The sequence below is a fragment of the Caldimicrobium thiodismutans genome, from assembly GCF_001548275.1.
In the GTDB taxonomy this organism is placed as follows: Bacteria; Desulfobacterota; Thermodesulfobacteria; order Thermodesulfobacteriales; family Thermodesulfobacteriaceae; genus Caldimicrobium; species Caldimicrobium thiodismutans.
Genome location: NZ_AP014945.1, coordinates 882,688 through 906,613, shown reverse-complemented (window position 1 = coordinate 906,613; position 23,926 = coordinate 882,688). Strand labels below are relative to the sequence as shown.

20 protein-coding genes are annotated in these 23,926 nt (G+C 38.5%); 6 read left to right on the top strand and 14 right to left on the bottom strand.

Annotation, left to right across the window (positions count from 1 at the left end):
- Nucleotides 1-12: 12 nt before the first annotated feature.
- The 4 genes from THC_RS04495 to THC_RS04480 all read right to left on the bottom strand — a co-directional run bounded on the left by THC_RS04495 (nt 13) and on the right by THC_RS04480 (nt 6,168).
- Nucleotides 13-2,553 carry a PhnD/SsuA/transferrin family substrate-binding protein gene (locus THC_RS04495; RefSeq protein WP_082706283.1) on the bottom strand — a complete coding sequence of 847 codons (2,541 nt, stop codon included), beginning with the start codon at nt 2,551-2,553 and terminating at the stop codon, nt 13-15.
- A gap of 8 nt (nt 2,554-2,561) precedes the next feature.
- Entirely contained in the window at nt 2,562-3,674 is a 1,113-nt protein-coding gene (gene proB, locus THC_RS04490) for a glutamate 5-kinase (RefSeq protein WP_068513940.1), read from the bottom strand.
- The gene (gene obgE / locus THC_RS04485; RefSeq protein ID WP_068513936.1) at nt 3,650-4,702 is read right to left on the bottom strand and encodes a GTPase ObgE; all 1,053 of its coding nucleotides are present in this window, start codon (nt 4,700-4,702) and stop codon (nt 3,650-3,652) included. The genes proB and obgE overlap by 25 nt, the downstream gene beginning before the upstream one ends.
- A gap of 437 nt (nt 4,703-5,139) precedes the next feature.
- Nucleotides 5,140-6,168 (bottom strand): DHH family phosphoesterase, encoded by a 1,029-nt coding sequence (locus THC_RS04480; RefSeq protein WP_231938381.1) that lies wholly within the window; start codon nt 6,166-6,168, stop codon nt 5,140-5,142.
- A gap of 390 nt (nt 6,169-6,558) precedes the next feature.
- On the opposite strand from THC_RS04480, the gene THC_RS04475 reads away from it, so the two are divergent.
- Nucleotides 6,559-8,109 (top strand): PD-(D/E)XK nuclease domain-containing ATP-binding protein, encoded by a 1,551-nt coding sequence (locus tag THC_RS04475; RefSeq protein ID WP_068513930.1) that lies wholly within the window; start codon nt 6,559-6,561, stop codon nt 8,107-8,109.
- 9 nt (nt 8,110-8,118) lie between these two features.
- On the top strand, nt 8,119-8,949 hold the full coding sequence (gene rsmI / locus THC_RS04470; RefSeq protein ID WP_068513927.1) for a 16S rRNA (cytidine(1402)-2'-O)-methyltransferase: 831 nt from the start codon (nt 8,119-8,121) through the stop codon (nt 8,947-8,949).
- Here rsmI and ispG read toward each other — a convergent pair.
- Entirely contained in the window at nt 8,939-10,033 is a 1,095-nt protein-coding gene (gene ispG / locus THC_RS04465; protein WP_068513926.1) for a flavodoxin-dependent (E)-4-hydroxy-3-methylbut-2-enyl-diphosphate synthase, read from the bottom strand. The two genes, rsmI and ispG, sit on opposite strands and share 11 nt — an antisense overlap.
- A 266-nt stretch (nt 10,034-10,299) precedes the next feature.
- Between ispG and THC_RS04460 the strand changes: the two genes are divergently transcribed.
- Entirely contained in the window at nt 10,300-11,079 is a 780-nt protein-coding gene (locus tag THC_RS04460; RefSeq protein WP_167344320.1) for an NAD(+)/NADH kinase, read from the top strand.
- A gap of 4 nt (nt 11,080-11,083) precedes the next feature.
- Here THC_RS04460 and THC_RS04455 read toward each other — a convergent pair whose 3' ends face one another.
- The 8 genes from THC_RS04455 to THC_RS04420 all read right to left on the bottom strand — a co-directional run bounded on the left by THC_RS04455 (nt 11,084) and on the right by THC_RS04420 (nt 20,702).
- Nucleotides 11,084-11,443 carry a YtxH domain-containing protein gene (locus THC_RS04455; protein WP_068513918.1) on the bottom strand — a complete coding sequence of 120 codons (360 nt, stop codon included), beginning with the start codon at nt 11,441-11,443 and terminating at the stop codon, nt 11,084-11,086.
- Between the two features lie 16 nt (nt 11,444-11,459).
- Nucleotides 11,460-12,035, bottom strand: coding sequence for a hypothetical protein (locus THC_RS04450; RefSeq protein WP_068513915.1), 576 nt, complete (start codon nt 12,033-12,035; stop codon nt 11,460-11,462).
- Between the two features lie 77 nt (nt 12,036-12,112).
- Entirely contained in the window at nt 12,113-14,647 is a 2,535-nt protein-coding gene (gene glgP / locus THC_RS04445; RefSeq protein WP_068513912.1) for an alpha-glucan family phosphorylase, read from the bottom strand.
- A gap of 1 nt (nt 14,648) precedes the next feature.
- Nucleotides 14,649-15,848 (bottom strand): glycoside hydrolase family 57 protein, encoded by a 1,200-nt coding sequence (locus THC_RS04440; protein ID WP_068513909.1) that lies wholly within the window; start codon nt 15,846-15,848, stop codon nt 14,649-14,651.
- Nucleotides 15,848-17,140 carry a glycosyltransferase family 4 protein gene (locus tag THC_RS04435; RefSeq protein WP_068513907.1) on the bottom strand — a complete coding sequence of 431 codons (1,293 nt, stop codon included), beginning with the start codon at nt 17,138-17,140 and terminating at the stop codon, nt 15,848-15,850. The genes THC_RS04440 and THC_RS04435 overlap by 1 nt, the downstream gene beginning before the upstream one ends.
- Nucleotides 17,137-19,083, bottom strand: coding sequence for an amylo-alpha-1,6-glucosidase (locus THC_RS04430; RefSeq protein ID WP_068513904.1), 1,947 nt, complete (start codon nt 19,081-19,083; stop codon nt 17,137-17,139). The genes THC_RS04435 and THC_RS04430 overlap by 4 nt, the downstream gene beginning before the upstream one ends.
- Before the next feature lie 69 nt (nt 19,084-19,152).
- A complete protein-coding gene (ychF, locus tag THC_RS04425) occupies nt 19,153-20,262 on the bottom strand; it encodes a redox-regulated ATPase YchF (protein WP_068513901.1) in 1,110 nt (369 codons plus the stop codon).
- 47 nt (nt 20,263-20,309) lie between these two features.
- Nucleotides 20,310-20,702: an acyl-CoA thioesterase gene (locus tag THC_RS04420; protein ID WP_068513898.1), complete on the bottom strand. Its 393-nt coding sequence runs from the start codon at nt 20,700-20,702 to the stop codon at nt 20,310-20,312.
- A 249-nt stretch (nt 20,703-20,951) separates the two neighbouring features.
- Here THC_RS04420 and pyrR point away from each other — a divergent pair, with 249 nt between their 5' ends.
- Genes pyrR through THC_RS04405 form a run of 3 tightly spaced genes read left to right on the top strand, consistent with a single transcriptional unit; the run spans nt 20,952 to nt 22,874 of the window.
- Nucleotides 20,952-21,509: a bifunctional pyr operon transcriptional regulator/uracil phosphoribosyltransferase PyrR gene (gene pyrR, locus THC_RS04415; RefSeq protein ID WP_068516641.1), complete on the top strand. Its 558-nt coding sequence runs from the start codon at nt 20,952-20,954 to the stop codon at nt 21,507-21,509.
- Nucleotides 21,510-21,521: 12 nt separating this feature from the next.
- Complete coding sequence (locus tag THC_RS04410) at nt 21,522-22,007, top strand: hypothetical protein (RefSeq protein ID WP_068513896.1); 486 nt, start codon at nt 21,522-21,524, stop codon at nt 22,005-22,007.
- A 15-nt stretch (nt 22,008-22,022) separates the two neighbouring features.
- The gene (locus THC_RS04405; RefSeq protein ID WP_068513893.1) at nt 22,023-22,874 is read left to right on the top strand and encodes a DUF4198 domain-containing protein; all 852 of its coding nucleotides are present in this window, start codon (nt 22,023-22,025) and stop codon (nt 22,872-22,874) included.
- A gap of 22 nt (nt 22,875-22,896) precedes the next feature.
- On the opposite strand, the gene THC_RS04400 is transcribed toward THC_RS04405, so the two are convergent.
- Nucleotides 22,897-23,925: a diguanylate cyclase domain-containing protein gene (locus THC_RS04400; RefSeq protein WP_068513889.1), complete on the bottom strand. Its 1,029-nt coding sequence runs from the start codon at nt 23,923-23,925 to the stop codon at nt 22,897-22,899.
- Nucleotide 23,926: the final 1 nt, after the last annotated feature.

Below are 23,926 nucleotides of genomic sequence, written 5' to 3'. Positions count from 1 at the left end.
CCTCCCTTGAAATTATTCCAAGAGTTCAAGAAGTTGTTGAATAGTAAAGGGCTTTATTAATGCACCTTTTAAGCCATAGGCTTTATAATTGTGTATAACCGGTTCATCAAAATAGCCACTTATTAAGATAGCCTGGACCTCAGGATACAATTCCTTAATCCTTTGATAGGTCTCAAAACCATTTAATTTTCCCGGCACAATTAAATCAAAAATAGCATAGTCAAAGGGTTTACCCTCTCTAAGGGCCTCTGTAAAAAACTTTATGGCGCTTTCGCCATCTGGAGCTGTTTCAACCTCATAATCAAAGGATTGTAAAAGTTCTTTAAGGGTATCTCTAATTAGATCATCGTCATCCATAAGAAGAATGCGCTTGGAGGTTAATTTTTGAGGTTTGAAAGTGGGAATGAGCTCTCCTTTAAGGGTAGGAAGTTCTATTTTAAAGGTTGTTCCTTCACCCACCTTAGAGTGAACCTCTATTTCTCCGTTATGAGCCTTCACCACCTCTTTTACCACATAGAGGCCAAGACCTGATCCTCCAGCTTTAGTAGTAAAGAAGGGCTCAAAGATATAAGGTAAATACTTTTCTTCAATGCCTGAGCCTTCATCACGAATTGAGACCTCAAGAAAGGTGTCTCCATTTTTGGTTTTAGGCTTTACCTTAATAAAGATTCTTCCACCTCTGGGCATAGCTTCAATAGCATTTAACACAAGATTCATCCAAAGGATGGAGAAAAGCTCTTTGTCCACTTCAACAGCCGGAAGAGGACTTTCGATTTCATAAAAGACCTCATAGCCATGCTTTCCGGCTAAAGCAAGCTTTGTATAATCCCTAATAAGGTCTCCAAAGTTAACCTTTTCTTTGACTGGAGCCTCACCTCTAACCAGAGTGAGGAGCTCTCTCCCTAAAATTCTCAAACTCATAAGACTATCTTGAATTCCCTCAAAGAGATTTTTAATCTCTCTTGAGAGCCTTTTTTGATTCAATTTAGTTTTCAAAAGTTCAATCTGGTTGATCACCCCAAGGAGACTATTATTAAAGTCATGGGCAAGCCCACCTGCTACATTTTTCAAGACATTCAACTTTTCAAGATATATTTTTTGTTTTTCCATAATTACCTTTTCTGAGATATCCCTTAGGAAGAATAAAATACCTTCCAGATCCTGCCCTTTTTTCAAGGGAATAAGTTCTCCCTCAAAGGTTTTTTCCACATCCTCAAGAATTATAGTTTCCACAAAATTATAATAATCTTTTGTTAGTTCTTTTTTTTCAAAAAGATTCTTTAATCTGTCCATCCGGTTAATATAAGGGCAGATCTCCCAAAGAGGTTCCGTAGAATTGTCTTCATCTAAACAGATTCTTTGTCCCTTTTGATTTGCCCAAATAACATGTCCTTCTGGTGATAGATAAAAGACCATAAAATCTGTATGCTTAAGCACTGTATCTAAAAAGGCCTTTTCCTTTTCCAGGTCAGATTTGGCAGTCTTAAGAAGTCTGTTTCTCTGAAAAAGACCATAAGCAAGCAAACCTAAAAAGATTATAAAGATTAACAATAGGGTTATAAAATAAGGGGTATATTTTTCTTTAAAGCGTTGAAAATAAAACTCTTTCAACTCTACATAAGGCCCCTTCATAAGATCTAAAAGAAGTTTATTCACAGGAGTGTAATCAAAGGGGAGATAAAAGATAGCCTCTGTTGCCATTGCTAAAGAACTTTTCTCTTCTATCTCGAGTAAGACCCTTGCCAGATCCTTAATTACTTTTTGAGGAGTTCCTTCCAGAGCAAGGATTGGCCACTCGGGATAAAGGGGAGAACTGATTAAAAGTGGGAATTCAGGATAGACCTTCTGATTAAGAATTTCAATTTCCTTAATAGAAAGTTCCCCAGAGGAAATCATCCTCTCTATCACGCCTGTGCGTGCAGTTCCAACTGGAACCTCACCCTTTAAAACTGCTTTCACTACTGCATCGTGAGTTCCATAAAATTTAGGCCTGATCTCCTTTTCTGAGATTCCAACTTTATAGAGTTCATAGAGGGCAATTAAATAACCTCCAAAGGATTCGGGATTCACTGCACCAAAAACCTTCCCTCTAATATCTGAAAGGCTTTTAATAGGACTTCCCTTGCGAGTAAAAATAACTCCGCCAAAATAGGGATAATATTTTCCTTTTTCGTATTGTCCCAAACTCAGGATAATCCTAAAGTGAATATTCTCCTTATCCGCAAGCTCTTTTATGGTTATTCCCTGATAGGGATTGGTAAGGATGAAGTTGATCTCTCCCTTTAAAGCTCTTTTTTTCAACTCCTCAAAGGGGAGAAAAAGGAACTGAATTTTATAAGGGAGATTCTTCTCTAAATATTCTTTCAATTTATAAAATCTATTCTTTTCAACCTCTTCTCCTCTTTTAGCCAGAATTCCAAAGGTATAGGTCTTTAAAGCCTCTTCTGGTTCTGCATAAACATTCTGAATAAATAAAATTAAAAATAAAATCCAAAGGATGAAGAAAAAATTTTTAAGGTCTCTCAAGGTTCCTCTATATATATTTTTACGCAAATTTAGTTTTAGTCAAGGATGACAAGATTGTCTCTATGGATGACCTCTTTGGGTGGCCTTTCAGAGGTCTTTAAAAAATTTTGTATTTCCTCAGCTGAAAAGTTGATAAGACCCTTGGCTAAAACAATTCCATCTCCATTCAGGCATTCCACACAGGCTCCTTTTCTGAAATCTCCTTCAACCTTAGATATTCCTCCCATAAGTAGGCTCTTACCCTCAACAACTAAAGCCTTAACTGCACCTTCATCTAAATAGAGCCTTCCCTCTGGTTTAAGATAATATCTAATCCAGAGCTTTCGCATAGAGACCTTTCTTTCCTTAGGGAGAAAGAGAGTTCCAATCTGCTGGCCACTAAAAAACTTCTCAAGAATAAGAGGGGTTCGACCAGGCAAGATAGCCATAGGGATTCCAGCTGAAGTCACCATCTCTGCTGATAGTAATTTAGAATACATTCCACCTCTACCAAGCTTTCCAGGTTTACAACCTGCCATAGCTTTAATCTCAGGAGTTATCTCTCTGACCACAGAGACTTTCTGGGCCTTAGGATTTACTCTTGGATCCTCGGTATAAAGGGCATCTATATCAGAAAGAATAAAAAGGGCCTCAGCTGGCAGAGCTAAAGCCACAAGGGCAGATAATATATCGTTATCACTAAAGCGAATCTCCTCGGTAGCAACAGTATCATTTTCATTAATCACAGGCACAATTTTCCATTTTAAAAGGGTAAGAAGGGTCTTGCGGGCATTAAGATAGCGCGTTCTTACCGAGAGATCTTCACTTGTTAATAGGACCTGCGCTACCTTTAAATTGTATTGTTCAAAGACTTCTTCATAGGCCTTGATAAGATCTGCCTGACCACAGGCTGCTAAGGCCTGTTTTTCAAATAGGGCAAGGGGCTTTTTGTTAAATTTAAGCTTATTTCTCCCGCAAGCAATAGCTCCAGAGGAAACAATAACCACACTTTTACCTGCCCTATAAAGCCTCTGCACCTCATAAGCAATGTTTGAAAGAACCTGATAATCTAATCCTTCGTCATCCTTGGTAATAACCGCACTGCCTATTTTTAAAACGATGAGGTTTGCCTTTTCAAAACTTTTTAAATACTCATCTCTTCTATCCATGGTTTTTCTTCCCCTTCTCTTGCCCTTTTTACCAAAGGATAAAGTTTATAAAGGAGCTCCTGAAGACCTTCTCCAGTTACTGCTGATAGAAATAAAATTTTCTCTCTGAGGTTCTCTGGAAATAGTTTCTTAATCTCTTTTAATTTTTCTTTTTTTCCTTCGGGTGCAACCAGGTCTACCTTATTAAGGGCTATAAGAAAATCTTTTTGTAAGAGGCTGGGATTATAATGTTCAAGCTCCTTTCTTAGGACCTTGAAATCTTTCCAGATCTCCTTTTCTCTGGAAAGGTCAAGGATATAAAGAAGAACCCTTGTTCTTTCAATATGTCTTAAAAATTCGTGTCCAAGTCCTATACCAAGATGTGCCCCTTCAATAAGACCTGGAATGTCTGCCACAATAAAGGTTTCTCCATCTGGAAGTTTAACAACTCCAAGATTAGGCTCAAGGGTAGTGAAGGGGTAATCAGCAATTTTGGGTTTAGCAGAGCTTATTCGGGAAAGAAGGGTTGATTTCCCTGCATTGGGGAATCCTACCAGGCCCACATCAGCAATGAGTTTAAGTTCAAGAATTAGCCAGCGCTCCTCTCCTGAAGTTCCAGGTTCAGCAAAGCGAGGGGCCTGTCTAACAGGAGTAGCAAAATGAGCATTACCTCTTCCTCCCTTTCCTCCTTTTGCCACCACAAGCCTTTGCCCTGGTTTTACAAGATCCCCGAGAATTTCTCCTGTTTCAGCGTCTTTAACCAATGTTCCTACAGGCACTTTTAAGATAAGATCCTCACCATCCCGGCCTTTCATCTTTTTTCCCATACCAGGCCGTCCATTTTCAGCACGAAAGTGCACCTGATGATGAAAATCATAGAGGGTATGAATCTGAGGATCTGCAATCAGAACCACATCTCCACCATCCCCGCCATCACCCCCATCTGGCCCTCCTCGGGGAACATACTTTTCCCTCCGAAAACTTACACAGCCGGAGCCTCCATCTCCAGCCTTAACATAAATTTTAGCCTGATCAACAAAACGAGCCATAGCCTATCCTTTAACTAAATTTGATTTTACTAATTTATCACAAAATATGCAACTACGAATTACCTCCGAATTGCCTCATTGAAAATCCATTCGAAATTTTATCGTTGCCTCATATAAAAAATCTTCTAAATCCAAATTAGCTCCTACATTTAACCTTCACGATAAAACTATCTATTTCACCCTTCTTGAATTTACGAGCTTAGTTCTTTCGCAAAGCTTATTTCAAAAGAAAGAGCGGGTGGAAAGGTAAAGGAGCTTTGCAGAAAGATAAGGAGAAATCAGAAAATGCTTGAGAGAACATATTTATAGAAAAAAGGGAATTATTATCGGGAAAAAAATTGACCATAAAAAGGAGGGGGAGGTAAAATAATTTCCTTCAGAAAATTAAATGAGGCATTACAACCATTGAGCTGAATTTAAAGGGAGAGAAGAAGATGTTAAATTGGAGGAACATCAACAGATGGTTTCTCTTTTGCTCCTTTAGAGGGAAAATATTTTTTAAAGAGCTTAAGAAGGCTAGCTGTGCTAAACTCTTCTGGCTCAAGAGAAAGATTGGCAAAGGGAATTTCTGCCCGAGCCTTCTCTCTATGTCCCCCTGCCAGACCTATATTTTTAAAGAGTTTGCTTACAAGTTTTCCTGCATTTTTACGATAACCATCACACCTCACAATAATTATAAGATTTTTTTTATATTCACCAGCCACAAAGACCCAGGCAGTCTCATATACCTTATTCAAAAAATCAGCCACTAATACTAAAACATCAGGACTGCTAACCTTTCCAAGATATGTAAAAGCCCGATTACCCTGATATTTTAGATTATGAAGGGCGGTTTTGAAATAACGGAGTTCTGATCTTCTGAGATCGGAGGACTCAATCTTATTGAGAAGGTGTTTGTTCATTCTTTTAAAAAGCCTCTGAAAGGCAAGGACATCCTGAAGTTGAGCACTTTTCTTAAAGTTATCCGTATCTGTTTTTATACCATAAATAAGGGCAGTAGAAAGAAAGACATTGGGCTTTAAGCGTAGGGTCTTCAAATATTCATAAAGGATAGTTGAGGTAGCCCCATAATTTGGTCTCAAGTCCACATACTCTGCTGACCAGCCTTCTGTGACTGGATGATGGTCAATTACTGCTGTAAATTGAATTTCTTTAAAGGCTTCATGGTGCGTAGGCTGGGAGTCTACTAAAATGATTTTTTGATAAATTTTTAGAAACTCTCTTTGAAAGGGAGTTAAAGGTATCTTTAAAATTTCCACCATAACCAAATTATTAAGGCGTTTAATTTCATTTACCGCTGAAAGGGTGACCTTTGAGACCCGCCCTTGAAGAATCTTCTTTAAGGCAAAGGCACTGGCTAAGGCATCAGGATCTGCCCAAAAGAGAATCAGAACCTGATCCCCTTTATCAAAAAGCTTAAGAAAGCACTGAATCCGCTCTTTATTTGATTTAAATCTCTTTCCCAAGGTTAACAATTAGGGCAAGTTTTATAGATTTTTAAAAATTTAATATAGATTCCGAATTTGCCAAGCCCCTGTATGCGTCCAGGTCTTTTGAGATTCTATAGGATTTTTTCTACTACTTCTGTTATAGGAAAATGAACCTGTATTTTGTAGGGGCAAACCTGTGTGTTTGCCCCCTTTTGGAAAACCTATGTGTTTTTTGCATCAATGTAGGGGTTTAAGATTTTGAACCCCTACAGAAATCAAGGTTTAAAATTTTAAACCCCTACATGGGGCAGACACCTTAGGTCTGCCCCTACATTAATGATGAAAACTGACTATTTTTAAAAAAAGGAATTGCATAAAAAAAGGATTAACATTGATTTTTGAAAAAAGAAGCCTTAAAATAAAGCTATGGAGAAAAACCTTCCCATCGGGATTTCAAGCTTTGAAAAGATTAGAAGTGAGCCCTATTATTATGTGGATAAAACCCCTTTTGTGGCAAAGCTTGTTGAAGAAGGAACTTATTATTTTCTCTCTCGCCCAAGGAGATTTGGAAAATCCCTTTTTGTGGACACCCTGAAGCAGGCCTTTCTTGGAAGAAAAGAGCTTTTTCAGGGGCTCTATCTTGAAAAGAACTGGGACTGGAGTGTTAAGTATCCAGTTATTCATATTGATTTTGGGGGAGGAGAGGTTAAAGGTATAGAAGCCCTTGAGAAATGGATACTTCAGCAACTTGAGGAACATCAAAATCTTTATGATATTACCTGCAAATGGAAAGATGATTATCATGCCTGCTTCAGGGAACTAATCCTAAAACTTTCTCAGAAATATGCATCTAAAGTGGTAGTTCTTGTTGATGAGTATGATAAACCTATTCTTGATTGTATTGAGGATAGAGAAACTGCAAAGGCAGTAAGAGATGTGCTTAAGAATTTTTATAGTGTCTTAAAGCCCCTTGATGCCCAGCTTAAATTTGTTTTCCTCACAGGAGTTTCAAAATTTTCAAAGGTATCCCTTTTTTCAGGGCTAAATCAGTTAAGGGATATTACTATAAGCAGGGAGTATGCAACTATCTGTGGATACACTCAGAAAGAGCTTGAAGAGGTCTTCAGAGAAGAATTAGAAGATAAAGACTTAGAGCTTATAAGATGCTGGTATAATGGTTATTCCTGGCTTGGGGAGCCTGTTTATAATCCCTTTGATGTGCTTCTCTATTTAGAGGAAAAACAATTTCACCCTTACTGGTTTGAGACAGGGACTCCAAGCTTTCTTGTAAAGCTTTTAATGGAGAAGCGTTTTTATCTTCCTGAGCTTGAAGACCTAACTGCAACTGATGACCTGATTGGCTCTTTTGACCTTGACTATATTGAGCCAGAAAACCTTCTCTTTCAGGTGGGTTATTTGACCATTAAAGAAACTATTGAAGAGGAAAGGTTAATTCTCTATAAGCTTTCTTATCCGAATAAAGAGGTAAAGATTAGTTTAAATAGAGTTCTTTTTTCTTATTTTACTCAGCTCAGTTCAGAAAGACCAAGGCTATCTCTTAAGATGATTGAGGCAGTGAGGGAGAGGGATTTTGAGAAGATAAAAAAGACTCTTGAGAGTCTTTATGCAGGGATACCCCATGATTGGTTCAGGAAAAATGAGCTTTCTCGTTATGAGGGGTATTATGCAAGTTGTTTTTATGCCTTTTTATGTGGATCAGGGCTTGAGGTAATCCCTGAGGATATAACAAATAAGGGGCAGATAGATTTGACGGTGATCTATAGGGAAAGAGCTTATCTTTTTGAGTTCAAGGTGGTTGAGGGAGAGGAGGGAGAAGGTAAAGCTTTAGCTCAACTTAAGGAGAAGGGTTATCACAAGAAGTATGATGGTTCAGCCAAGGAGATTTATCTTATCGGGATTGAGTTTTCTTCAAGGGAGAGGAATATCAAGGGCTTTTTCTGGGAAAAAATTGATTAGTAGAAATTCATGACTGAAAAATCTGGAATCCTTTATGTGGTTGCCCTTCCCATTGGAAATCTTAAGGATATAACTCTGAGGGCCCTTGAGGTCTTAAAAGAAGTTGATCTTATTCTTGCAGAGGATACAAGGTCCTTTAAAAAACTTGAAAGAGCTTACAGTCTTTCTCCAAAGGAGGTCATAAGTTTTTACAGAGAAGTTGAAACTGAGAAAGAGGAAAAGATAATAGAGCTTTTAAAGGAGGGGAAAAAGATAGCCCTTTGCAGTGAGGCAGGAACTCCTCTGCTTTCAGACCCTGGCGCAAGGCTTGTTAGAAGGGCGCATCTTGAGGGCATAAAGGTAGAGTCCATTCCAGGGCCTTCAGCTTTAACTACTGCCTTATCTTCTTCTGGAGTAGACCTCTCAAAGGGCTTTATATTCCTTGGATTTTTGCCCAGAAAAGAAAAGGAAATTAAAGAAAAACTTAAAGACCTTCCCCAAGGGCTCACTTTAGTGCTTTTTCTTCCCCCCCACAGATTTTCAAAGACCCTTAAAATCCTTCTTGAAATTCTCGGTGATAGACAGGCCTTTCTGGCAAGGGAACTCACTAAATATCACGAGGAACTTACCTGGTCAAGTCTTTCTGAACTCTCAAAAAGAGAAGAAATTAAAGGGGAAAGCACCCTCATTATTGAGGGAAAGGAAGAAGAAAAAGGCTTTCAACCCCCTTCTTTAAAAGAGGAGATAGAGAATCTTCTGAAAAAGGGGCTTAAAATAAAAGAGATTTCAAGGCGTTTAAGCCAGAAATATGGAATCTCTTCAAAGGAAATTTATAGCTTAGCTAAGGATATTAAGAGTTAATCCTTTCGGGATGTTCTTTTAAAAATTTTTCAATCTCTTCAAAAAAGGCTTTAAGGAGTTCTTCCTCTTTCACCTTTTGGATGATTTTTCCTTCCCTGAAGATAATCCCCACTCCCTTTCCTCCTGCAATTCCGAGATCTGCCTCCCTTGCCTCACCTGGGCCATTTACCACACACCCCATAACTGCAAGTTTAAGATTGGCCCTTAATTTTTTTGCATAGGCTGAAACCTCCTCATAAAGCCGTATAAGATCAATTTCACACCTTCCGCAGGTTGGACAAGCAATTATGTCTGGATAAAGACTTCTTAATCCAAGATTTCTCAGAATCTCATAGGCTACATAGACTTCTTCCACTGGGTCAGCGGTAAGAGATATCCGCACCGTATCCCCAATCCCCTTAAGAAGAAGATAGCTTACTGCCATGGTATTTTTAATAGTGCCAGGTATAAGCCCCCCTGCCTCGGTAACTCCTATATGGAGGGGAAAATCTAATGCCTCAGAAAAGAGTTCGTAGGCCCTTACAGTTTGCCACCAGTTTGAAGACTTAAGAGAGACCTTAAGGTTATAATAGTCATGCTTGGAAACTATATATTCAAGCCAGTTTTTGGCGCTTTCAACCATAGCCTCAGGTGTAGGATGTCCGTATCTCTTCAAAAGGGCACTCTCAAGAGATCCTGCATTAATTCCAATTCTTATACAGACCCCTCTTTCTTTGCAAGCCCTGATCAGGGAATCAAGTCTTTTTTTATTTCTAAAGGTTCCTGGATTAATTCTTATTCCTGAAACATCTGCAGAAACTGCTTTTTCCCCGAGGGAGGTATCAAAATGAAGATCAGCAATAACTGGGATAGGACTTTCTTTAACAATTTCTCTTAAGGCTGAGACAGCCCTTTCATCAGGAATAGCAACCCTTACAATCTCACATCCAGCAGACTTAAGTCTGAAGATCTGGTCAAGGGTGGCCTTAATATCACGGGTATCCGTATTAGTCATACTCTGAACGCGAATGGGATTTCCTCCTCCGATGCCAACAGATCCAACAAAAATTTCCTTTGTTTTTCTTCTCTTTATTTCAGGATACATTTTTCTCCTCCCGATTTTCAAAGAATTATAATCTCTATGGTTGATAATTTCAATTAAAGATCAGAAGATATCTTCTGGAGGTGCCTTTTTAAATTTTGTGTCAAAAAGGGATTTTTAAATTTATATGACTTGATAAAAAGGTATCCATGAAGATTTAGAGAGACCCGGACAATGCAATATATATTTCATCATCAATGCATGGGTATATTTATTTGGACATATACATTTCTCTTGACAAGAACTTCCTTCCTGTTAATCTCAAAGATATGTTAAATTTTCTTTTTTTCTGTAAGAGTGAGATCAAGGTTCCTAAGGAATTTTTAGAAACCATAGGTGCCTTTGGGATAAATCTTAAAAACCCTGATGAAGTAATTGATAACAGAGCTCTATCTGGGATACTTGTCCTTGGAGGCGATGGGACCCTTTTAAAAGCAGTGCCTTATGCCTACGAGTATGACCTTCCCATACTTGGTGTAAATATGGGAAAATTTGGTTTTCTCACAGAGATTACCTTAGAGGAGTTGCCCCAGGTTTTAAAACTCTGGGTAGAAGGCTCGCTCACCTTTGATGAAAGAACTCTTTTAGAGGCAAAATATCAGGATAAAGTTGAGGTCTTTCTAAATGAAGGTGCCATTCTTAAAGGCCCTGTAGGAAGAATAATAACTCTTGATCTTAAAATTGATGGGGAAGAGTTTATTGAGATATATGGAGATGGCCTAATTGTTAGCACTCCTACTGGTTCTACTGCTTACAATCTCTCCGCTGGAGGCCCGGTTGTGCACCCAAGGGTAAGAGCTATGATTATAACCCCCATATGCTCCTTTAAAATAAATCATAAGCCCTTTTTAATCCCTGAAGATTCAACCCTTGAGGTTATATTAAAAGAAGGAGAGGAGGAGGTGCACCTCCTCTTAGATGGAAGAACTAATCTTTTTATTGAACCAAAACAACCTGTGCGTTTCCATAGGGCTAAAAGGCCTCTAAAACTTGTTAGCTCTCCAACTAAATCCTATCTTACTATCTTAAAGGAAAAATTTACCTGGTAAGTCCCTAAGAGATCTCCTCCTCTTTTTTAAAGAATTTTTCTGTTAGCTCCTCTTTTTTCTCCTTCACAGCTTCTTTAGCCTTTTCCAGCGTCTCAGAGAGAGAGACCCTTTTTTCTTCCAAAACCTCCTTAGCCTTTTCCTTTAATTCACCAAATTTAGATTCAGCAGTATCCTTAAATTCTGAAACCTTTTCTTTGAAATAAGTTCCTTTTTCTTTAAGCTTTTCAGTAGTATCTTCAGCACCTTCCTTGATTTTTCTCCTGAGTTCTGCTCCACTGGTTGGTGCATAAAGTAAGGCCACAAGGGCTCCCACCGCAGCTCCAGCTAAAAAGGCTAAACAGACTGGTAATTTCTTTCCTTCCATGGTATCACCCCCTTGTCTAAATTTTTATGATCCTTCTTAAACCCCTCAACACCTCTGAAACCCCTGTGGTCATAGCTGAGACCTCAATATAGGTCTTTTTAAGAGTAGTGTTAAAATTTTCGAGAAGTTGAGCCCCGGTTTGGGCACTTTCGGAAAGACCCTTGATTACAGGATCAAGACTCTGGCTTAACTTTTTAGTTTTTTCACTAACTTCAAGACTTACACCCTTAAAATCCTTCAATATCTCCCTTAAGTCCTCCAAGGAAAAATGGAGGTCATCTTTAACTACCTCAACCTGTCCTTTTAAAAAGGCCTCAAAGTCTTTGATAGATGCCCCGATCTCCCCAACAATGCGAGGAACAATCTTTAACTCGGAAAGCAAATGATTTAAATTCTCAAGGGTGCTTTTAGAGACCTCAAGATTTTCCTGAAGTTTCTCGGATGAGTTTTTAAGATTTAAAAGAACCGGAGGTAATAACTCAAGATTTTGATTCAGATTTTTCAGGGTTTGGATTAATTTCAAAACCCCGATTAAGACAATGAAGACAAAAAGGATAGTTAAACCCAAAAAGATGTAAACAATATTTTCCATAGACCTCCCCTATGAAAAATTTGACTTTTCTATATTATAAGTCCTCTCTCCCTTTATGGCAAGGGAAATTTTTATTTTTAATACCACTTAATTAATTCAGGATAGGCCCGGCGTAAGATCTCATTACTGGGGACAACTCTTACTCCTACCTTTCGCAGGCCATGTCCATAAAGCTGATATTTAATGCTATAAAAAGCCTTTCCGTTTTCTGCCTTTTCTAATTCAAGAGGGACAAAGGTAAATTCTTTACTTATTTCTTCTTCAAGCCCCATCTCTTTGATACAAACAAGTTCAACTGTAACAAGTTCTTTGGGAAGATCTCCAAATTCAACTTCAACCTTTATCTCAATCTCAGAGTCCTCCCAAGTGGCCTCCCCTAAAATATTGGTTTGAAAGGAAAGAATCTTTATTTTTCCCCAATTTTCTTCTAAAATTTTCCTTTCAGCATCCAGTCTTTTGACCAGAGCAAAATTTTCGGCAGTCAGAGTTTTAAATTGGGTAAGAGCTGGTTGATAGAACTTTTGTAAATATTCAAGGAGGACACGATTCATGGAAAAGTTTTTACAGCAGATATACAGAGCCCTTTTCATACGCTGAACCCATTCTCGAGGTATCCCCTCTTCATCTCTCTGGTAATATAGATTTCTAATCTCTCCTTCAAGAAGGGTATAAATTTGATTAGCCTCAAAATAATTATAGGGAGGAAGCCCCTCCTTGGGATAAATAGCCCAACCATTGGTTCCATCATACCCTTCAGCCCACCATCCATCCAGAACACTTAAGTTTAAAACCCCATTTATAGCAGCCTTCATACCTGAGGTTCCACTTGCCTCCATTGGCCTGTAAGGATTGTTTAACCAAACATCTGATCCCCAAATAATGTATCTTGCTAAATGGAGGTCATAGTTTTCTATAAAAACAAATTTGTCTTCAAGTTGATATTTAGCCCTAAAGTCTAAAAGTTCCTGGATCATCTTTTTACCTTCCAGATCTTTGGGATGGGCTTTACCAGCAAAAACAAAAAGCACAGGTTTATCTGTATCCTGCAAGATCTTAAGGAGCCTTTCTTTATCAAAGAGGATGAGATTATTTCTCTTATAGCCTGTAACTCGTCTGGCACATCCGATAATTAGATGGAATCTTTTCAGAGGAAGACTCCATTTTCGGGAGGTCTTTTGGGGATCTCCTCGCATCAACTCCTCTTCAAGAAGCTTATTCAAAAGATTTATTAGCCTTTGTTTATTTTTTTTATGAGCCTCCCAGACCTCCTCATCGGGAATATTTAAGATTTCATCCCAGGCAGGATCATCCGGGCCAAGAAATCTGAAATCAAGCCCTACATACTCCTTCAAGAGATCATTAAAAGGCTCACTCAACCATCTCCAGTGCACACCATTAGTTACATAGTCAATAGGCACTTCCTCAAAAAGCCAGTCTTCAAAAAGAGGTTGCCACATCTTTTTTGTGGTTTCCTGATGGAGTTTGGAAACTGCATTTACATGCCGAGAATATCTTATAGCCAAGGCAGGAAGCCAAAAGAGGGATTTGTCTCCAAGAATACAGCCACACTTGGTTAAATCCTCCATAGTAAGACCAAGGGCACTTACCTCAGGCCCTAAATATTTTTCAACCAATTTGGTATCAAAGTGCTCATTTCCAGCAATAAGGGGAGTATGGGTAGTAAAAACAGTTGTTTCCTGAATAAAAAGTTTAGCCTCTGGATAAGAGAGGCCCTTTTCCAGCATAAGCTCCTTCAAGCGGGAAAGGATCACAAAGGCCGAATGCCCCTCATTCAGATGATAAATTTTAGGATCAAGTCCCATTTTTCTAAGGGCCTGATAACCTCCCATACCAAGAAGTATCTCCTGTTTCAGTCTCTTTTCAGGTTCAGCAGGATAAAGATACTCTGTAATGGCCCTTACATCTGGAGGGTTTTCAGGGATATCTGTATCTAAAAAAAGACAGATTCTTTTTCCAACTTCAACTTTCCAGACTTTGGCCTTATAAAATTTGTCAAGAATATGGAGTTCAATAAGGAGAGGCTTTCCTTCAGGGTCTTTAACTTCACGGAGTATATTTAAAAATTTATCAAAAATATCTGATTCCTCCTTTTGAAGACCCGCAGGGTCAAAGGTCTGTTTAAAATAGCCTCTATTGTAAAGGAGGCTTACTCCTACTAAAGGAATATCAAGGTCTGAAGCCCCCATAAGAATATCTCCAGCCAGAACCCCCAAACCACCTGCATAAACTGGGAGGGCTTCATGCAAGGCAAATTCCGTAGAAAAATAGGCTATTACATCCCCTTTGGTAAGATCCGATGCAGATACCATGGGATGAACCTTTTTCTGATATTCCTCGAAGCGTTCCCAGATCTCCTGAAGATCAAGTAAAAACCTTCTGTCCTGAGCAAGGGCTTCTATCTTTTCCTTGGATAAAAGGTGAATAAATTTAATGGGATTGTGTTTGACCTTCCTGAAAAGCTCTGCATCCATCCTGTAAAAAAGGGAAAGGGCATCAAAATCCCAGGTAAACCAAAGATTATAGGAAATGGTTACAAGTTTTTCTAAGGATTCTGGAAACCTTGGGTAAACAAAAAATTTTTTAAATTCCATATCAGGCCTCCAATTTTTCCTCTATATCAGCTAAAATATTCATATAATATTTATAAGCATTATCAGGCAAATCATAGGGTGAAAAATACTTGTGAACATCTCCATCCTGAAAGTATTTTATACACATGTAATAAAAGTGATCCGAAGTGGTAAGGTATTTCAAAGGTGCAATCAAATCCTTTTTACCCTGAATTTTGGCTTTGCGCAAGAGCTCAAAGGCAGTTTTCATGGCATTCCACTGAAGGGGATTGGAAAGCCAGGCGGAAAGGTCTCTTTCTGTATCTGCCCAAGAGGTAGGAGTTGGAACTGAAAGCCCCCGTAGGGTATAATTTAAGGTTGAATGCACCTCCGAGGGAAAAAGGAAGGAAATTTCTCGCTCTTTAAGGAGTAGTTCAATGACTCTCCGCGTAAATTCAAAGATTCCGCTTTCTTTCCACTGATGCTCTCCAAAGGTTTCATAATCCATAAAAAGACCTAAGTAAAGATTTCGTCCTTCCCTTTCTGAAAGGGGAAGTTCTCTAACCCACTGGACATACTTTTCTGCAGTTAGGGGATATTCAGCCCAACCCCGATCACTAAAGCGAAAGGCAATATCATCAGAGAGTTTGTAATGTTTAAGTAGCAAAAGGTGGGCATGATTGTATGAAAGTCTGGGATAAAGGGGGGAGTCTCCCATAAGAATTTTATCAGCCCCTTCAATAAGTATGGTTTTAATGTGGGGAAAGTTGAGAAGCACATCAGAGAGTTTGTCAAAATAAATAAGCTCCGTATTGCGGAAGACACTTGGTTTATATCCAAATTCCCTCTCCATAATTTCAAAGTGTTCTGAAACTTGCTCTAAAAATTCATCAAGATCAAAAATGCTGGCTAAGGAATGGTAATAGGTCTCATTAATTAATTCAACCCCACCTGTTTGAAGGAGCTCTATGAAAGATTCAAAGACCTCAGGGCGATAGTTCTTGGCTTGCTCAAGGAAGGTGCCTGTGATACTATAGGAGATTTTAAATCTCCCTTCAGATCTAAGAATAAGCTCCTTAAAAAGCTGGTTGGCAGGAAGGTAGCACTTTTCAGCTACCTTGTTAAAGACAAACCTGTTAAGCTCTTCATCAAAGTATGATTTAGAAGTTCCTATGTCAAAAAAGGAGTATTTAGAGACCCGAAAGGGCTGATGAACCTGAAAATAGAAGATAATATAAAGCATTAAGGATTTCTCAAGAGCTCCGCATATAGTTTTTTAATTTTCTGGGCAGGTTCAAGCCAGGTAAAATTTTTTACCTCAACTCTTACCTTCTCCTGAAGCTCTTTAAGTTTGGTGGGATTTGAGATAAGATCAAGGATAATCTCAACCATCTTATCCACATCCCAGAAGTCAACAATATATGCATTTTCTATGATTTCAGAGGCTCCTGATTGTTTGGAGAGAATAAGAGCACACCCAAAGTGCATGGCTTCAAGGGCGACAATTCCAAAGGGCTCAGAAACAGAGGGCATAACTACTAAATCTGCTAAAGAAAGGGCTCTTTCCACATCTTCTCGGGTCAAAAAGCCAGTAAACATGATATGAGTGCCAATCCCAAGGGAGCTTGCTTCAAGCATAAGCTCTCTTTCCATCTCTCCTGCTCCAGCAATCACAAAACGAGCCTTTCCCCCTCCCTCTAAAACCTTTTTAGCGATCTCAAGGAAGATCTTAGGGCCCTTCTGGGGAGTTAATCTTCCCAGAAAGAGGATTACAGGTTCTTTAAATTTTTTTGTCTTTTGGGGAGCTAAGGTCTTAGCTGTAAAGGCATTATGGACAACGCGTATCTTTTCTGGTGAAACATGGTAGTGCTCAACTGCAATGCCCTTGGTGTAATTTGAAACAGCAATATTTAAATCACTATATTGTAACCCTAAGTATTCAATCTCATGAATAAAAGGATGCCCAAATCCTAAAGCCCGATCAAATTCAGTGGCATGTAGGTGACAAATAAGAGGTTTAGAGGTGGTCTTCTTTAAAAATAGGCCAGCTGGATAGGTAAGCCAATCGTGGGCATGAATCAGATCAAAGTCAATTTTTTCTGCCATTTTTAAGACATTCTGAGTATAAAGCTTCACCTTATAAAGAAGGGAATTTCCCTGAGAAAGAATGTATTCAAGACGATTGAAAATCTCATCCGGGATAGGATTTTTCTGATCAGGGGTTCCTTTAAAAGTAGAACAACCCTTTAAAAATTCTTTTAAGGAAGTATAGACAGATTCCTCTGGTAGAACATATAGATAGGGAAAAAATTTTAGGGGTTTAGGGGAAAGATTTTTACCATTTTCTTTTTTGGCCAGTGGAAAATCAGCCTCCTCAGGCCTTGTTATCTCAAAAAAAACTTCTTCCTTAGTGGGAAGAAGCATCTTTATGGTTACTCCCAGTTCAGCTAAGGCCTTAAAAAGTCCATAGCAGGCCATTCCAAGGCCTCCCACAATGAAGGGAGGATACTCCCAGGTAAGCATTAAGACTTTCATAATTTAAGACCTCCTCTTTTCTCTTGCCTCTCCATTTCTAACAGCAAGATGGCTGAAACTGACCAGAACTGGGCAGGAGCCCCTTTTGGATAGAAGGGGGAATCTCCATCGTAGAGCTCAGGGAGGCTCCCAACCTTTCCACTTAAAATAAGATCTCTGAAGGGGTGGAGGAGTTTTTTTAAGGCCTCTTTGTAGTCCCTAAGGGTTAGAATCTTTCCAAGAAGTTTACAATATGGGTATAAAAGCCAGACCCAGACTGAGCCGTTGTGATAACTGAGATCTCTCTGATATTGGTTTCCAAAATATTTGCGTTTAAAGCCCGGATGCTTAGGCGAGAGAGTTCTGAGCCCAAATGGGGTTAAAAGTTCTTCTCGTGCAATTTTTTCCGCAAGCTTTAGAGTCTCTTGCACAACCGGGGTTACAGGAAGACTTAAGGCAATTACAAAATTAGGGCGTGTCTCAAAGACTGGTTCTCCTCTGAAAAGACGATCAGCTATAGCCTCTTTCCCGAAATATTTCTGAAGAGAGGATGAATGCCTTTCCAAAAGACCTTCAATCTTATATTTTTTTAAAAAACTCTTTTTTAAGTAGCTTTTTGCAAAGGTAAGGACATTGTGCCAGAGAAAGCTAATCTCAATGGGTTTTCCATATCGGGGAGTTAAGGGCCTTCCATCAATCACAACATCCATCCAAGTGAGAGCAAGATTAGTTGTCTCAGGTATCTCAAGGAGGCCATCCTCTTCATCTACATAAAAAGGAAGCCCGGTATCAGTTAAAAAACATTCTAAAGTTTCCTCTACACTCAAAAGAAGCCTTTTTTTTCCAGCAGAACTTACCTTTCCTTTAAAAAATTCTAAAAATTCAAAGATTCTTAAAAGAAACCAGAGAGTTCCGTCAAGAGAGTTATAATTTGTCTCCTCTTGAGAACCAATTACATTAGGTATAAGCCCCTTTTGTCTTCTTTGAGCATAGTTTTCAAAAATTTCTATGCAGAAGGATTGGCCCTCTTCAAGGTAAAAAAGGGCTGGAAGCCCGATGAAGGTATCCCTTCCCCAACAATAAAACCAGGGATAACCAGCAATAACATCACCTTCAATTAGAAAGTCCCTGACCATACCTTTGAGTAAATCTGCAAAATCTTCTTGCTTAAAGGCCTTCTTTTTTGAAGAAAGTGAAAGGGCAGGGGCATAGCGGCCCTTAATCTTCTTTATCTCCTCTTCAGGATGAGGTAAAGACTGATCGCTAAAAAGGAGCTCTAAAGATTCTCCAGGCAAGAGTTCAACCTCGATCAAGAGAGGGGAAAAGAGGTCTTCAAGGGAGGCGTATCCTCTTAATTCCTCTAAGGGATAATAGACCCGGTAGTAAAAAAGGGAATCCTGAAAAAGGTTTCCTTGATTAAGGTAGAGAAAGAGGGCAAGATCATCCCGAGAGATAAAGGCTTCTTGGGAAGAGGTTTCAACTATATAATCTTTCCAGGCTTGGGCCGAAGTAAGGTGATGATGATTTCTAAATGTTAACTTGGGTCTTAAAAAGAGTTTAAAGGGATAAGAGCTAATATTATGATAGCTGAGAAGAAGGGCATTTTTATCTTCAGCCATGCGCAGACTCTTTTGTAGAAAAATCTCATTTGTCTTGGGGCAGCTGTAATAAAATACCGGATAGGGTTTGAAAAAAAACTCCTTGATGTGGGTATACCCCTGAGGGAAGATATTATCTGGATAAAAGTTAGTATCCAGAAGATAGGTAAGCCCGGAGGGGAAAGAAATCTTTTCCTCAAGGGAAGAGAGTAAATGAGCCCTATAACCCTTTTCTTTACCTGCAATAAGGAGACCATGATATTTTCTAAGGTTAGCCAAAAAGGCTGTCCCAAGGGCATAGCCTCCTTTCCGATTGGTGAGGAGCCATTCATAGGGAGTAAACTGGGTATAGAGATGACTAAGCATATTTAATTATTATAAGGAGATTTAATTTCTTAGCAAGGGTTAATTTAAATGAAGATTGTTAAAAGAGGGTTAAACATTGAATCGGAAATACACGATATCTCCGTCCTCAAGGATATAGTCTCTTCCCTCAAGGCGAAGAAGACCAAGCTCTTTGGCTTTTTGAAAATTGGGAGCTTTTTTATAATCCTCAAAGGAGATGACCTCCGCAGAGATAAAACCTCTTTCTATGTCAGAGTGAATGACACCAGCAGCCTCTTTGGCAGTGGTTGCCCTTTTAATAGTCCAGGCTCTGGCCTCCTTTGGTCCAGCAGTAAAAAAGGTAATAAGATTAAGAAGGGAAAAACCTTCTCTTATCATCTGATAAAGTCCAGGCTCTTTCAACCCAAAGGCTTTTAAAAATTCTTCTCTTTCATTCTCAGTAAGAGAAGAAAGTTCAGCCTCAACCTTTCCACAAAGGGCAATTATAGGGATCCCCTCTATTTCTGCTTTTGCTTTAAGGGCTCTAAAATGTTTATTTCCCTGGGGATTCACTAAATCTTCTTCACCAATATTGGCAATATACATAATAGGTTTTAGGGTTAATAAGAAAAGAGTCTTTTCTAAAAAATTCAGCTCCTCTAAAGTGAAGTCAGAGATGGAGTGTCTAAGGATGCGCATTTCTTCAAGATGAGCTTTGGCCTTTTCAAGCACTGCTATCTCAAAGAGAGCATTTTTATCGGATTTGGCCTGTTTTACTGCCTTTTCCATTCTTCTCTCAATGGTCTGAAGATCAGCCAGAATTAGTTCAAGCTCAATGATCTCCGCATCCCTTAAGGGATTTACCTCTCCTTCTACATGGACAATATCTTCCTCTTCAAAACAGCGAAGGGTCTGGGCTATAGCTGAAACACTTCTTATATGGGAGAGAAATTGATTCCCTAAGCCCTCTCCTTTGCTTGCCCCTTTAACCAGGCCTGCAATATCAACGAATTCTATAAAAGCAGGCGTTATCTTTGCGCTTCCCTCCTTCTTTGCAATCTCATTAAGTCTTTCATCTGGAATGCTCACTATCCCCATATTAGGCTCAATAGTGCAAAAGGGGTAGTTGGCAACCTCAGCTTTAGCCTTCTGAAGGAGGGCATTAAAAATAGTAGATTTCCCTACATTGGGGAGCCCAACTAATCCAACTTTCAGATTCATATATCGCCCCTATAAGTCCTTTTGTCTGAAAAGATAAAACAGAATTTTTATCCTGAAAGGAGCTTAAGGATTTTTTCAGGAATTTTTACTATTTTTCCTATCCGGTTAATAGCCACATGGAGAGTTGATCCCTCTACAAGGAGGATTTCCTCTCTAAAAATCTGGTAAGCAAAAAGGATTTTAAAGGATCTGGCCTCTACAAGAGTGGTCCTGATCCTTAAAAGATCATCATATTTTGCAGAGGCCTTATATCTTGCCTTTACTTCAACCACAGGAAGGATAATTCCCATCTCCTCTTCTATCTCTTTATAACTTAGCCCACAGGCTCGGATAAGCTCTGTTCTTCCCATTTCAAAGAGCCTGAGATAATTGGCATAATACATGACCCCACCACAATCAGTATCCCCATATATTACTCTATAAAAAATTTCTCCCTCCATATGCTCCCCCTCTTTTTGCATAAGTTCATATCCTTACAAGAAAAAGGAAAAGTGGAAAATGTAAAAAGGTGAAAGGCAAGAGGTGTGCGGTGAGAGGAAGGGAAACCCCTTGCATGTCTGCTCAAGTCTTGTATGTCTGCCCGATAATGCAAAGGAACAAAAGCGTTGGCAGAAAAGATCCCCACCAAATCTCAAAAGATATGGATGCATGCACTTGCTAAAATTAGAAATAGGTATATTTTATGTTTTATGGAAGATATTTTAACTCTAAAAAGTAAAAAAGTAATAGCTGGGGAAAGAAAGATGGCAGGCCTTCTTGAAAGGCTTGCTGAATCTATACTTAAAAGTCATCCCCATTTAGAAGACCTTGTGCTTATAGGGATACGGTGTGGAGGCATTCCAGTGACCAATAGATTAAAGGAAATTTTTAAAAAAAGACTGGGACTGGAATTACCAGTGGGCTACCTTGACATTACTCTGTATAGAGATGACTGGACAAGAATTTCTCAGCATCCAGAGATTAAAAAAACGGAGATTCCCTTTTCTATTGAGGACAAGATTATCCTTTTAGTTGATGATGTGCTTTTTACAGGAAGAACTGTGCGCGCCGCTATGGATGCCCTCATTGACCTTGGAAGGCCTAAAAAAATTGAGCTTGCAGTCCTGGTGGACAGAGGAGGAAGAGAGTTCCCTATTGAGCCAACATTTTGTGCTATGAAGGTCAAAAAGGTTGCTCCCTTTGATTATGTATCCGTTTATTTTAAAGAGCTTCATGGGAAAGACCAGATTTGTCTTGAAAGTAAATAAAGGGGTGATTTTATGGGTGGAAGATCAAGAAAATCTGTCTTAAAACAAAAAATTGCCAAATATTATCGGGAAAGAGAGAATCCACTTGCCCTTCTTGCTTTACAGGATGAAATAGTCCGCTTAAATCAGGAAAAATTAAGAGTCTTCCAACAAAATCTTGAATACCTCAGAGAGGTTGATAGCCAGCCCCGAATGGATGAGAATGTCTCCAAGCTAAACATCAGAAAATACACTCAGGAACCTGACAAGAAATTTGCTAACAGAGCCTTTTACGAAAGCCTCTATCCTATTACCTTAGAATATCGCTTTATGCCTCTTCAGGCCATTTTTGTCTGGTATATGCGGAGTCTTGAGATGATCTTTGGAGAAAAGATTCCTAAGTTACATCTCAGCAGGCTTCAAAAGTGGATAAAATACTGGTTATCCTCTTTAACCCCTGAACAGGAGCTCCAGCTTAAAAGTGCCATTATATCCTGGATCATGAATAGATTTACATAGTTTTTCTTCTTAAGAATGCCTTTAATTTTTATTTTTCTCCTCTTTATCTTTACCTTTTCAAAAACTTCTTCTACCTTTGCGGAAACCTTAATTCTTTATACTGATAATGACTCCTATGGAAAAGTGAATCAAGAGAAGACCTGGATCATTGGTTATGGCCAGCCATCCTTTGCAAATTTTTTTGATGCAAGGGTTCCAGTTAAGTTTTATTTAAAAACTCCGGATGGAAAAGAGGAAAAGTTATCCCTTTTACGCAGGGAGCTTTTTGATCCCTGGTTCAATCAAAAAAGAATTGCCTTTGAGACTAAAATTACACCCAAGGCTAAAGGGGATTTTCTCCTCTGCATTGAAGGAGAAGATGCTTTGACAGGGAGAGGAGTCCTTTTTAAGAATTATGTCAAGGCTCTTTTCCATGTGGAAAAGGAGGGGCTCTGGGATCAGCTGTGCGGTTTTGAGCTTGAAATCAGACCCTTCACAAGGCCTTATGGTCTTAAGAAAGGGGCCCTTTTTTGGGGACAGGTTTTGTATCAGGGAGAGCCCCTTGGAAATGGAACTATTGAGGTTGAAAGATTAAGGCTCAAATTAAATCCCCAGGCCTTACCTACAGATTCAACCAAAGAGATAAACTACCCCCTTTTTAAAAAAAGCACGCGTCTTGATGAGAGGGGATACTTTTTTGTCAACTTTGAAGAGGAAGGTTGGTGGGTGCTTTCTGTTGGCCTTCCAAGAGGGGTAAAAAGTTATGGAAATCAAAAATACCCTTTTGAACTAAAAACTCATCTCTGGGTATATGTATATGCTATTGAAGAGAAAAAGAGAAAAAATTTAGAAAGAAAATCCTCTCAAAAAAAAGTAAGATTAAAATGAATAGGTAATCAGAAAAATCTTTTTAGTAAGTTCTTCTATCCTTAAATATAACAGAAGTTTTATTTATTCTTGCCAATTTCTTAGCCTCTGATTTGACTTCAGAAGCAATTGAAGCAAGATGGGCAAAGGAACTTATTTTTCCTGTTTTATTACTAACTATTGCACAAGTAAGAGAAAGAAGACTGAATATTTCCTGTTCACCTTTTCTATTTTTAGAGATATAATATCCTTTTATGAAATCTTCCCCGTGAAAAACTGGTAATAGTTCTTCAAAGGACTTTATTATAGATGCACATAGAGATTCAGAAATTTCAGGAGGGCATATAATAATGAAATCATCTCCTCCGATATGTCCTACAAAAATTTCATTATTGTTTTTTGAAAGATCTAAAAGAATATTTCCAAGACTAAAAATAACAGTGTCTCCTTTTTCAAATCCATAATAATCATTATACGGTTTAAAATGATTAATATCTATATAGCATACATCAAAGGGAATTTTAAGTCTGATTCTTCTTTCTACTTCTCTTTGAATTGCCCAGTTTCCAGGAAGCCCTGTAAGTGGATTTGATTCCTTTGCTAATATAATAGATCGCTTAGCCACAACTTCAAGGAGAACATGGATTGGAACTATTCCATAATACTTATTATTTTCAGTTACAATTAGATCATCATAAAGATGCATAATATTTCTTTTTTGAATCATTAAAGAAGCTTCTTCAAGAGAGATATTATAGTCAATAACAAAAGAAGGTATTTCCATAACTTCACAAAGACATTTTTTTGAATTTAGGTGAATTCCATAGCCAAATTTTCCAAGCACTACATTTTCTAAGAATCTATTTCTTTGAATCTGTCCTATTACTACATCGTTTTCCTCTATCACAGGGATTAAACCTAATCTTTCATCATTCATAAATCGTAAGAAAGCATCTAATATTTTAGTGTTTTTATACATTGGTTCAATTTTAATTGCAATGGTTCCTATTGAATGATCTAAAATTGATGGTTCTAATTCAAAGTTAATTGGTTTCACTTCACAGTTTGACATT